14 protein-coding genes are annotated in these 11,483 nt (G+C 50.1%); 4 read left to right on the top strand and 10 right to left on the bottom strand.

The window, feature by feature from the left end; genetic code table 11:
- The first annotated feature begins 74 nt into the window (after nucleotides 1–74).
- Nucleotides 75–347: a superinfection immunity protein gene (locus P2G88_RS01400; RefSeq protein ID WP_275793821.1), complete on the top strand. Its 273-nt coding sequence runs from the start codon at nucleotides 75–77 to the stop codon at nucleotides 345–347.
- A gap of 63 nt (nucleotides 348–410) precedes the next feature.
- Here the strand turns inward: P2G88_RS01400 and P2G88_RS01405 are convergent, their stop codons facing one another.
- Together P2G88_RS01405 and P2G88_RS01410 are read right to left on the bottom strand one after the other, a co-directional pair.
- Entirely contained in the window at nucleotides 411–584 is a 174-nt protein-coding gene (locus tag P2G88_RS01405) for a DUF3012 domain-containing protein (protein ID WP_275793822.1), read from the bottom strand.
- Nucleotides 585–716: 132 nt separating this feature from the next.
- Nucleotides 717–1,163 carry a hypothetical protein gene (locus P2G88_RS01410; protein ID WP_275793823.1) on the bottom strand — a complete coding sequence of 149 codons (447 nt, stop codon included), beginning with the start codon at nucleotides 1,161–1,163 and terminating at the stop codon, nucleotides 717–719.
- 250 nt (nucleotides 1,164–1,413) lie between these two features.
- Here P2G88_RS01410 and P2G88_RS01415 point away from each other — a divergent pair, with 250 nt between their 5' ends.
- Nucleotides 1,414–2,784 carry a glutamine synthetase family protein gene (locus P2G88_RS01415; protein WP_275793824.1) on the top strand — a complete coding sequence of 457 codons (1,371 nt, stop codon included), beginning with the start codon at nucleotides 1,414–1,416 and terminating at the stop codon, nucleotides 2,782–2,784.
- Between the two features lie 99 nt (nucleotides 2,785–2,883).
- On the opposite strand, the gene P2G88_RS01420 is transcribed toward P2G88_RS01415, so the two are convergent.
- Nucleotides 2,884–3,468: a hypothetical protein gene (locus P2G88_RS01420; RefSeq protein WP_275793825.1), complete on the bottom strand. Its 585-nt coding sequence runs from the start codon at nucleotides 3,466–3,468 to the stop codon at nucleotides 2,884–2,886.
- 276 nt (nucleotides 3,469–3,744) lie between these two features.
- On the opposite strand from P2G88_RS01420, the gene P2G88_RS01425 reads away from it, so the two are divergent.
- On the top strand, nucleotides 3,745–4,098 hold the full coding sequence (locus tag P2G88_RS01425) for a Fis family transcriptional regulator (RefSeq protein WP_275793826.1): 354 nt from the start codon (nucleotides 3,745–3,747) through the stop codon (nucleotides 4,096–4,098).
- Here P2G88_RS01425 and P2G88_RS01430 read toward each other — a convergent pair.
- The 7 genes from P2G88_RS01430 to P2G88_RS01460 all read right to left on the bottom strand — a co-directional run bounded on the left by P2G88_RS01430 (nucleotide 4,095) and on the right by P2G88_RS01460 (nucleotide 10,712).
- On the bottom strand, nucleotides 4,095–4,487 hold the full coding sequence (locus tag P2G88_RS01430) for a hypothetical protein (protein ID WP_275793827.1): 393 nt from the start codon (nucleotides 4,485–4,487) through the stop codon (nucleotides 4,095–4,097). The genes P2G88_RS01425 and P2G88_RS01430 overlap by 4 nt on opposite strands.
- Nucleotides 4,488–4,618: 131 nt before the next feature.
- A complete protein-coding gene (locus P2G88_RS01435) occupies nucleotides 4,619–5,962 on the bottom strand; it encodes a hypothetical protein (protein ID WP_275793828.1) in 1,344 nt (447 codons plus the stop codon).
- Nucleotides 5,963–6,115: 153 nt separating this feature from the next.
- On the bottom strand, nucleotides 6,116–6,736 hold the full coding sequence (pdxH, locus tag P2G88_RS01440) for a pyridoxamine 5'-phosphate oxidase (RefSeq protein WP_275793829.1): 621 nt from the start codon (nucleotides 6,734–6,736) through the stop codon (nucleotides 6,116–6,118).
- Between the two features lie 76 nt (nucleotides 6,737–6,812).
- Nucleotides 6,813–8,174 carry an amidohydrolase family protein gene (locus P2G88_RS01445; RefSeq protein WP_275793830.1) on the bottom strand — a complete coding sequence of 454 codons (1,362 nt, stop codon included), beginning with the start codon at nucleotides 8,172–8,174 and terminating at the stop codon, nucleotides 6,813–6,815.
- Nucleotides 8,175–8,261: 87 nt separating this feature from the next.
- Nucleotides 8,262–9,299: a helix-turn-helix domain-containing protein gene (locus P2G88_RS01450; RefSeq protein WP_275793831.1), complete on the bottom strand. Its 1,038-nt coding sequence runs from the start codon at nucleotides 9,297–9,299 to the stop codon at nucleotides 8,262–8,264.
- A gap of 25 nt (nucleotides 9,300–9,324) precedes the next feature.
- A complete protein-coding gene (locus P2G88_RS01455; RefSeq protein ID WP_275793832.1) occupies nucleotides 9,325–9,756 on the bottom strand; it encodes a GNAT family N-acetyltransferase in 432 nt (143 codons plus the stop codon).
- A gap of 71 nt (nucleotides 9,757–9,827) precedes the next feature.
- Nucleotides 9,828–10,712 (bottom strand): LysR family transcriptional regulator, encoded by an 885-nt coding sequence (locus P2G88_RS01460; protein WP_275793833.1) that lies wholly within the window; start codon nucleotides 10,710–10,712, stop codon nucleotides 9,828–9,830.
- A 92-nt stretch (nucleotides 10,713–10,804) separates the two neighbouring features.
- Here P2G88_RS01460 and P2G88_RS01465 point away from each other — a divergent pair, with 92 nt between their 5' ends.
- Entirely contained in the window at nucleotides 10,805–11,428 is a 624-nt protein-coding gene (locus P2G88_RS01465) for a class I SAM-dependent methyltransferase (protein WP_275793834.1), read from the top strand.
- The last annotated feature ends 55 nt before the right edge of the window (nucleotides 11,429–11,483 follow it).

Genomic DNA, 11,483 nt, shown 5'->3' on the forward strand with positions numbered 1-11,483 from the left:
TACTGTAAGAAAAAGATGAATGGGGAGACTACTAAGGGGAAGGTAAAACTATTCTTGATATTAGGAGTAACTCAATGAGCGACTTTATTAACCAATTCAGCCAGGCCTGGCAGCAAGCCGACGCACCGTTCCTGGTCGTATTCGTCCTGCTTTTTCTGCTGGTGTATTTCTTGCCAGCATTGTTGGCAGTGTTTTTTAATCGCCGCCATCTGGCCAAAATCGCTGTACTGAATATTCCGGCCGGTTTTTCTCTGATCGCTTGGGGAGCGTTAATGGTGTGGGCCGTCACGGGTAAAGCGGGGGAGTATATCCAGCAAAAACTGGCTCAGCGCGGCACTACAGCGTAGGAAGGATAAGTCTGAGTGATTGGAGAGCCCTGGGCACAGCGCACCAGGGCAAATTGAATTGAATTAGTCTTTTTCGTTACCGAAGAGGCAGTGTTTGGTGAAGTCTTTGGCTTCATTGGCCGTCCACTCGCCTTTTGGCTTTTCTTTTAGCGCTTCACACCATTCTTTGGTACCTACTTCCGGTGCACAGGCAGCAAGCAGCATGGCACTTGCCAGCAGTAATCCGATCTTCTTCATGTTGTTGTCTCCCAATTAAGTTTGCAAGCCAGACAGCAATACTCCGCCATCTGCACGGTTTTTGTGTGCTAAAACCAGCTTATGATAACCGAAATTGCTGTTGGTTCGAATGAGGAGAAGGTGGGGTTCTTCTCAGTCTATATCCTCTTCTTTTTTCTCCTTCAGTGCCTTCTTGGCTTTCTTAGCCTCCTCCTTTAAGCGTGCCTTTTCTTCTTTCAGTTGCTTCTTTTCCTCTTTGGCACGCTCTTTTTCGGCTTTCATGGCCTCTTTCTCGCGCTTGTGCCCTTCTTTACGACCTTCCCGTTCTTTTTCTTCGCGTGCTTTTTTCTCACCTCGCAACCGCTCCTCAGTCCATTTGTGCTCATCTTTGTCCATGTCATCCTTGTCTTTTCCGGTTTCATAGCGTTTTTCCTCAGCCCGTTTCAAGGCTTCCAGCTTCTTTTCCTCAGCTTGCTGGAGGGCATCCTTCGCTTGTTCTGCGCGATGCTCTTCCGCTTTTTCTGTTTGGGCTTGAGCGAGGTTTGACCCTGTCAATGAAGCTGACAGGGTGACAAGGGCGATAAAAGTGATTTTTCTCATCTATGGATTCTCCGGTTAACGCTATAGCTTATAAGCGTCCTTGGATTTGGGATTGGCCGAAGCAAACATCTTGGGTGACGGCGCTAACATTGTATTGAGCCTAGACCGACAACCTTATCGTTCGCAAGAAGAGCAACCGATGCTGCTTCGCACCACAATTTCGAGGTTGCTTGACATTTAGTTGGTGTGCCCCTGAGCATTCCAATATATTAAACACCGGCCTACAATTTTTACACACGGATGAAACATCATGTTTGACCCAAACGCTATAAAAGAAGCCGAAGAATTTCTTAAAGCGCACCCTGGCCTTACCGGAATTGACTGCTTTGTGTGCGATACCAACGGCGTGCCCCGCGGAAAACGTATAGATCGGGACAGTTTACTCAAGGTTTACAAGTCTGGCATTGCGCTGCCTGGCTCTATTTTTTCGTTAGACATCACCGGCGATACCATTGAAGACGCGGGTCTTGGTTTTGACACCGGCGACGCCGATCAAATGTGCTGGCCCGTTCCTGGAACACTAAAAATTTCTCCGTGGCAAAAGCGCTCAATGGCGCAACTGCAAATCACCATGGTAGACGCCAACAACAAGCCTTACTTTGCTGACCCACGTGCGGTGCTTAGCGGTGTCCTGGACCGATTCAAAGAACTGCAACTGACGCCGGTAGTAGCGGTGGAGCTTGAGTTTTATGTGATTGATCGACAGCGTATAAACACCTACACGCCACAACCTCCTATATCCCCATTTACAGGATTACGGGAAGAGTCAACCCAAGTTTACGCCATTCAAGATCTCGATGATTTTGATGAGCTGTTGGAGGATCTGGCGGACGCCATTGAGATCCAGGATTTGCCAGCAGACACCGCCGTTGCGGAGTACGCGCCTGGTCAATATGAAATCAACCTCGAACATCGTGCCGATGCATTGCGAGCCTGTGACGATGCGTTTTTGCTTAAACGGTTAATCAAAGGCGTTACCCTCAACCATAATTTTGAAGCGACTTTCATGGCCAAGCCCTACGACGAGCGCGCAGGGTCCGGCATGCATATCCATGTGAGCCTGGTGGATAGCAATGGTATCAATGTCTTTGCCACAAAAGACGGAAGCGTGAATGCGTTGTTGAGAAACGCCCTCGGCGGCTTGATGGAAACCATGAAAGAATCGATGGCGATATTTGCGCCAAATGCCAATAGCTATCGACGCTTTCGAACAAACTCATTTGTCCCTAATTGCCCTGCGTGGGGAGTCAATAATCGTTCTGTTTCATTACGAATCCCCGCGGGTTCCAATGATGCGTTACGTGTAGAACATCGCGTAGCCGGTGCTGATGCAAACCCTTATTTGGCGGTGGCTGCTGTTCTTGCAGGTATGCATTATGGGATCACCGAAAAATTAGACTGTGGTCCGGAAACCGTTGGCAATGCCTATGCACAACACAAGCCCACCCTACCCAACGTTTGGTCTCATGCTCTGGATATCTTTGAAAAGGGTGAAATTGTGCCTCGTTATTTAGGAAAAGATTTTTGCCGCGTTTATCTTGCCTGCAAACGCGCTGAGAATAATGAGTTTAATTTCCATGTGTCGCCACTGGAGTATCAGTGGTACTTAAGAACCGTGTAGCGGGACGTGCCATAAAAAATCAGATATGGCCTGGCCTACTTTTGTAAAATTGTCATTGAAACGCCCAGGCAAGACCTGGGCGTTTTGGTTTACAACCTATTATTCGGCGAAGTACTCTTTGGCTAGCAGACGCTTATCCTGCTCGGACTTGGCATCACAAAGTGCGAATACTGTGCCAATCGCCTCTTTGGCCGGCTTGCCTTGTGCCTTTTGGGCAAGCAGAGCGGTGACTAACTCATTGGTTCGGGGCCCGGGATTGGCCGCAACATTGACACGCCACTCTTCTTCATCTGCCTCATAAGCGCTAAGTAAACTGAGCATCAAACCACCGCATGCAGTTTTGTAGCCTTCGGTGTCCTCGTTTTCATAGAAATGCACTTGTTCTTCATCAAGAAGGGATGCAGGCATTGCCTGACAGCGGTTATTGATGCTGGCGACTATCTGCGTTTCGCTGTGGCCCTGCTCCAACCCTGAATAGGCCAATTGGAACAACTGATAATCGGCACTGCCTTTTATCAGCTGCATACCATCGCTCGCCAGATTGAAAGGGAAGTTGGTGTCATTAAAGGTTTTTGCTGAAAAATACAGATTATTGGCGCGCATTTCACAATCCAGCCCGGGCACTTGTGCCCAGGCCGAAGTTCCTGCCATCAGGATTAATAAGGAAAATATTCTTCTTACCATTGCAGTCCTCTCCCAAATAAAAAAATTCCATTGCCCTTATGCTGCGTCAGCAATGGACGCTAGCGTTGCCTAAATAATACACAGAGGTTGAGAGAAGAAAATGGCCTGGGGAAGAATTAGTTTCAAATCTGCTGCACCATTGGATGAATGGCCTGCAACCGGCTGTTGTCCTGTATGACATTGGCGAGAAGCGTGATATCCAATCTGTGATCATGATTTGGCTTTGCCGCATTTTGTCATACACTCACTCCCCGTTTTTTACTGAGTGACCAAGCCTTGAATAAAACCATTAAAAAGCTAGATGACAATGTGGTTAAGGCCCTGACTTTGGCCTGTGAAGCGGCCAAGGGCTATGCACCGGGTTTTACATGGTTGACCCATACCGCCAGCTATGAACGATTTCCCGGCTCGTTAGTGGTGACCTGCGTGTTTGATACCCAGGCCCAGTTGCAGGAAGCGATAGAAGAGGGATTGGATAAAAAGCTACGCCAGGAGATTCAGGGCCGCTTGCTACGCGCCGGCATTCGCCTTAAAGACGCCAGGCAGAATGTGCGCTTGGACAGCGAAGAGGCTTGTGCAGCAATGGATGGAGGCAATTGGATCAAACGGCTAAAACGCTTTGAAGGTTAGTCGCCGCCCAGCAGTTTACGTAGCTTTTGTTCGGCTATTTCGGCAGGTGTGAGCGGGCGCTCACTTTCTTCTTTCTTGCTGTTTTTGTCTTCAGGCGGTGCATCGCCAAATAATGCGGCCAGTTTGTCTTTAGCTGCCTGTGATTTATCTTTATAACCGCCGCCATAGGCATTGGCTTTTGGCTTAAAGTAATCGCAGAAATTAGCTTTTTCTTTATCTGTTGGCGGCTCGGCACGCTGCTCTGTGCAGTAACGACCATCGAAATGCTCACATAGCTTACAGACATGCTGGTCGGCACCACAGTGGGCACATTCTTCCCGGCGCGACATGGGCAAAATCAGCCCCTCAAGCAGCTTTCCGCATTGCCAGCAGACTATTGCTTCATTCACGATTATTTCAACGTTCTCAAAATCTTCCACAAAGCTTAGCGAAGATTGACAATGGGGAAAACGATTTTGAAGTTGTCATGAACAATAAAAAAGGCGAGTTATACTCGCCTTGATGCTATTTCTTCAAGCTCTCACAGGGAAACTCTAAGGCTCAAGGTTCGATATTGATTGTATATATCCGTGTCATACCAGCTCTCGGCTTTTGAGGCCTCGGCCGTTTTTTTCAGCACTTCAGCATAAGATATTGGCGAACCATATCCTCGCAAGGTGGTAGTAATACTCTTCGGCTCGCTGCTTTCCAGTCTGCTTTCCAGCTCTTCAGGTAAACGCAGATCCGGAATATTGCCTTTTGTGGGAGCATGAATATACCAGCCTATTTCGCCACCAGTACTGTGTATGGCTCGATACCAGATATTGAGCTTGCCAAGATCTTCATAAGCGCCAGAGAAGTCATACTCCGAGAATCCCCCCTCGGAAATTCCTTGGCCCAATTGGAACAGACTATCACTTAAAGTCTGATTGGGGGTAATGGGAAGAAATTCGCCGGCATCGCCGTTTGCATCCGTTCTTTTGATGGTGTTGGTATTAACTCTTACAGAAACATCTTCTACCATGAACCAGCCACTAGAGTAAAAACGCAAAAAGGTTTTATCGGATAGCGCAGGAAATACATGGATACCATCAGGCGATACACCGTTATAACTGTATTGTCTCCATTGCATCCTGTCCGACTCGTGAGTAATGCTGTCCCACATCGCGTACTCAATATATTCGGGTTCTTCGCCCAACCAGGCATTTACCGGCACGCCAGTTGCCGTGAAATCTTCAGGCTTAAGGGAAATCCTGGTCTGTCCCTCTACACTCACTTTACCAGCCAGGACTTCAATGCCTGTTGGTGATTTCAGTAAAACATCGACTTCTTGCTCGGCACCACAAACCTCCCGGACAAGCTCGCTGACATTCGATACTCCGACTTCCCGACCATCAGAAAGCACTTTGTATTCGTTATAGATGCCAACGAGGTTTTCGGTGGTCAGTGTGACTTCATGGCAATTACAGCCCGTGCTGTCATCAAAGTTGGGATAACGCTGGATACCCAAATCGACCGCTCCGGTATTCAATACGGTATTTATATCTGTGGTTTCTTCGGAGTTATAGATGAACTTACCGACCGTGGTCACATGGGCTGCATTTGCCGGCCAGTCTGTGGCCAATTTACCCTGGCTATCTGTCTTCAGGGTCTTAATAATTGCACCTTGTGCATCATGTATCACCACGTCAACATCCGCGAGGGGCGATTCAATGTCGCAGCTATTATATTGCACCGTTTCCAGAATCAGCTGCGGGGCCGGGGGCGGCGTTGTTGCTCCTCCTCCACCGCTAACCGGCGCATTAGCGGCAGTCTCGCCACCGCCACCACCACAGGCAACCAATACCGTCAGGCTGCCAAATAACGCAATATGTTTCAGTTCCATTTCCCTTTACCTCTTATTTATTCCACTTCCCGTTTTGAAGCGCGCGAATTATAACGAGGCTTTGTTTCCCGGCACAGTGTTTGGGAGCGAGGACACTGCATTTCAGATTGCGTCGCGTACCGGATGTTTTTGAGAATCGGACAGGGAGGTTATTCAGGGTTGCAACAACTGCAATTGCCAGCCTTGCGCCAACCGCAGGTACTTTTCCCGCAGGTGCAGGCGATTTTCCTGAAAGGTTAAAAACTCGATGGTTTGTGGGGCAATACAATAGCCTCCCCAGTTTTGTGGTTTTTCCACACCTTTGTCTCTGAATGCTTCGCTGATGGCCTCGAAACGGCTTTTTAGATCGGCCTGGGAGTCCAGGGGGCGGCTTTGGGCAAAGGCATGGGTGGTCAGCTGGGCGTCGCGGCCACGGGTTTGCCAGTAGGATTGCGCTTTAACGTCGTCAATGGCATTGGCCTGGCCGGTCACCCGCACCTGATAGCCCATATGATCCCACCAGGCGGTCAGCGCAACCTTGGGGTTATTGACTATATCCCGGCCCTTATCCGAGTCCAGGTAAGTGCAAAAGACAAAGCCTTCTTTATCCACCGCCTTAAGATCCACATAACGGCCGCTGGGAAAGCCGTCCTTATTGATGGTGGAAATGCAGACCGCGCTTTTTTGCCTAAGGGGCGAGTCCTTAACTGCGGCTTGCCACCACTGATTAAACTGCTGTATCGGGTCTTGCAAGGCTGTATGACTCCTTTTGCTCACTTGATGCGGTCGAAGCATATCAGTTCGAGGTAAAAAGATAAGGATTGCTGTCGCATCCTTATCCTCTTCGCCAGTGTTTGGCGTCGCGATTCGATTAGATATTTTTCAGTAAAAGTACGGCCTCATCAAATAAGCTGCGATTATCAATGGCTTGCTGCCGTAATTGCGTTAATTCAGCTTGGTTTAGCCATTTACCCTGTGTAATCACTGCGTTTGGATGACTCAGCACTTTTAAATCTGCCGTAGGATCTGCTTGGGTGTAGATCATATCGGCAACTTTCCCGGCATGTATCTCCCCTGCTTGCGATGCCAGCCCTAAAGCCTTTGCTGGATTGAGAGTGGCCGTTTGCAACACGTCAAAGACTGGCAGGCCGGCTTTATGTAACAGTGCCAATTCTTCATGCAGGGCGAGGCCATGAGGAGAGAGCAACACACCGGCGTCAGAGCCCGCCAGGATGGGGACACCGGCATCAAACAACCGCTTGGTGATTGTCAGCAGATAATCCAGGGTTGCTTGGTTATGGGCTGCCAACTGCTTGTCGGCATCCAGCCAGCGCTTGACCTGATCTTCACCATCAAACCAAGCTATCAAGGGAGAGATATAGTCCTGGGGCAGGGTGGTCAGAAAGTCATGCTTTTCGGCACTGATTCTGGTCAGTTGCTGATAGATATTAAGTGTCGGCGTCACCGGCACCTTGAGCTCGGCCAGCTTGGCCACGGTGCTAGCCAGTTTCCTTGGATCCTGACGATGGTTAAGCGGCCCCTGGAAGATGTCTTCCACATGTTCAAGGGATTGCAATCCTCTGAGTTGGGCCCAGTCATCTTTGGGCGGATGAGGACCGTGTTTGGCAATAGGTAGATTGGCTTGTTGCGCGAATTCTTGTATCCAGGCAAAGGCCTCGGCACTCAAACTGCCATAAACCTTCAGCACGTCATAGCCCAGCTCGGCGGCTTGCGCTACTGCATCTTTGGCTTGCGCCTCAGTGCCGATATATTGGTGCAGAGGGGCATTCTGATAACCCGACAGGATAGGGCTGCTGACTATGATGGTGCTGCCAATCAGTTGCTGATTGGCTAATGCTTGGCGCCAAATCAGGTGCTCAGGCACACCGTTCATAATACGCACGTGGGTCACGCCATGGGAGAGATTGATGGCAAAGGCCGCCGGATCCCAGGCGTGAATATGCATATCTATCAGTCCAGGGGTTAAATAGCCCTGTTTGCCGTCAATTTCTTTGACAGCTTGGCGTATCGGGCTGTCATCGGATTCGATAAGTGTGATTTCCTGCCCCTGAACCCACACTCGCTGATTTTCCAGCAAGCGTTTGTTGGCAACATCGACCACATTGATATGTCGGATCACGTAGCTTGTAAGATCACCTGTTTCATCGGCCAACGCGACACTGGCGAAGATGGCGTTCAGTAACAGGCACAATAAGAGTAATAAGGTTTTCATCTGCTTTTCTCCCGATATGAGTTGCAGATGATGTTGACTCTCAGATAAAGCGCTGGCGTTCAAGATCCTGATCTTGAACGTTCAGGATCACGGCTCCAGGCTGTTTTTATACTGACTAGGGGTCATGCCCTGGTGTTTTTTAAATGCCGTATTAAAGCTGGACTTGGCGTTAAAACCTGCGTCTAAGGCCAAAGTCAGCAGATTTTGTTGTTGATTGCCAGCGATGGCCTGCTTCACGTCTTCAACCCGCAAACGGTTGATGTAGTCATTGAAATTCAGCCCAGTGCACAGATTGACGGCACGTGAAATGTCGCGACTTTGCAAGCCACTGAGTTGGCTGAGTTGATTCAGGTTGAGTCGGGGTTGGCGGTACCAACGCTCTCGGATGAGCTGGGCTTCGAGGGCTTCGAAGATAACCTTGTAGGTGTCTGTATCCTCTGTTTGCAAAGGTTTTGGGGGGCTTTCGACCTGCAGCTGGCAACTCTCATCAAACAGGTGCATCAGCTGTTGGCTGTATTTTTGTGCCTGGTAAATCAAAATAGAGAACAACAGCAAGGTCAGGCCAGTATCGGCAGTTTGCCCCAGCACATTGGTTGTGTGACTGATATAGGGCTGCAGATTTAGCCGGATCAGATCCAGTATGCCAATCAGCGCAAATGCACCCACCAGCCAACCCAGCCAATTCAGGGAGAACTCTTCGGCATCAGAGCGATAGGATTGGAGCTTTCGGTGAAAAAGGCGGATGAGGTTAAGGGAGAAGCCGGAATATATAAGCCTTGAGAGCGTGCCGACAGCAATCACCCACTGGCTATGTTGGGTGAAGGGCAGGGCAAGCAGCATGGGGACAAAATGCAAAGCACTGAGAAGATTGATGGGTTTGCCGGTTAACTGCCTGATGCTCAGATAAATAGCCGGCCCCATGGCCAGTAAAAATATGGGTGTGACCAAATGGTACTGACGCAGACTGCCCACTTCTTCCAGCAGATTAAACAGCATGGATATAGCTACCAGCGCAAACAGCCCCTGAAGCATGCGATAGGCTCGCTGATGCCAGGTGAGTGCAATGGCAAAGAGGGTCAGGGTCAGGAGCCCGAATTGTAGAAAGTTAACAAATTGGATGGTCATATAGGTAGGTACAGGTCTGCTAAGGCTATGTCTTTTGTCTTTGTATAAAGCGGCACATGCCCTTGCCAAGGGCCTCGCCATCCCGCTCCAGATAGCCGTAACGGCGGTAGAAGGCTTCTTTGCCCTTGGCGGCAAGCAGGCCCACTGTGGCACCTGGTTTGGCTGCCCTGGCCAGATAGCTTTCAATCTTGTCCATTAGCATCTTGCCGATACCCAGGCTCTGATAGTCGGGGTCAACCACCACATCCTGGATATAAAAGTACAGATAACCATCGCCCACCACCCGGGCCATGCCAATCAATTTTTGTTGGTCTCTGACCACCACATGGAAGAGGGGGTGGGCCAGGCTGGCTTTGGCCAATGCCGGGTCAACACTGTCCCAGCCGACCTTTTCTCTTAAGGCGTTAAACTCGTCGGGCGTTGGCGGCTGTTCGGCAACGATGTAAATGGATGACATGCGCTAGTCGGCCCCATATTCAAAATAGCCTTTACTTTTAAAGGGATACTACAGACCACCTGGCGTGATGACTAGCCCAGTGCCTCTGCCAACAGGTCAAACACCAGTCGCAAGCGACGACTGGTGCTGAGTTCACGGTGGACCACCAAAAAATGTTCGATTTCCAGGGCCGGATAATTGGGTAGGGCTCTTTCCACCTGTGGCTCCATATCGCCGATTTGCTCGAGCATAAAGCCGATCCCCAGTCCCTGTTTGACCAATTGCCACTGCACCAGATGGTGATCCACATACAGAGGGATACTTCTATCGGTTAACCCAAAACCCAATTTATTCAGCTCTGGCAGCATGGCGTCCCCTTCACGAAAACCAAGGAACTGGGCCCCCTTTAAATCCTGCGGTGTCTCGCGGCGTAAAAATCGGCGCATATAGGCCTTTTCGCCGTACAAGTGAGCCGGGATGGGCGTTAAGCGCCGGGAAATTAAATCGGCCTGGGTCGGGCGAAAGGCGCGAATAGCAATATCGGCCTCGCGGGCCAGCAAGTCGCTGGCGCTGTTGCTGGCAATCAGCTCAATTTGAATGCCAGGTGCCTGACTGTGCAGGGAAGCGAGAATGGGCGGCAATACAAAAGCGGCCATGACTTCGGTGGCGCTGATACAGACCTGGCCTTCCAACTCTTCAGCGCGGCTACTGGCCAGCAGGGAAAAGCGCCCGGCAGCTTCTGCCATGGATTTGACTTGCTCCAGCAGTTCATGACCGCTGGCGGTAAGGCTTAACCCTCTGGCGGTGCGCTCAAACAAAGATACTCCCAGCTCTTGCTCCAGGGCGCTGACCTGCCGGCCCAAAGTAGGCTGGGTCATGTTCAGTGCTCGGGCGGCGGCAGAGAAGGAGCCTTCTTCGGCAGTGACCAAAAAGGCTCTGGCTCTGTTCCAATCGAAATTGATGCTACGCCAAGTCATAAAAATACGTATAGCTGAGGTGCAATTATCGCCATTGTAGCTAAATAATTGCATGGGTAGGATGTTTATCAAATTCACCGAGGGGGAATAAGATGGCCGCTACCGCCAAATTTTGGGATCGCATCGCCGACAAGTATTCAAGACAACCTATTGCCAATATGCCGGCTTATGAGCATAAGCTGGCGAAAACCAGGGCGTATTTCCGTCCCGACAGTCAGGTGCTGGAACTAGGCTGTGGCACTGGCTCCACCGCATTGCTGCATGCTCCTTTTGTGGGGCATATTCTGGCTACCGATATCTCTCCCAAAATGCTCGGCATTGCCAGGGCGAAGGCTGAAGAAGAAGGCATCGACAATGTGCATTTTGAATTGGCTTCTGTTGATGATTTGAATCCTAGGGAGCCTCTGGATGTGGTCATGGCCATGAGCCTTTTGCATTTGCTGGAAGATAAGGAAGCGTTGATTGCCAAAGTCTATAAATGGCTTAAGCCAGGCGGCGTGTTTATTACCAGCACCGTGTGCCTGCAAGAGGGAATGAATTGGCTGCGCTGGATAGCACCTATCGGTTACAAGCTGGGCCTGATGCCCTATGTCAGCTTTTTCAGCGGTGAGCATCTGGCAAATTGTCTTACCCGGGCCGGTTTTGAACTTGATTACCAGTGGCGGCCAAAGGAGAGCAAGATGACCCTGTTTATCGTGGCGAAAAAGCCGGAGTGACTTTCGGCACTGTCGTGATTTGCTGGCCATGGCCTAGTCTACAGGCCAAGGAGAC

The organism is Aliiglaciecola sp. CAU 1673 (assembly GCF_029223185.1).
GTDB lineage: Bacteria > Pseudomonadota > Gammaproteobacteria > Enterobacterales > Alteromonadaceae > Bowmanella.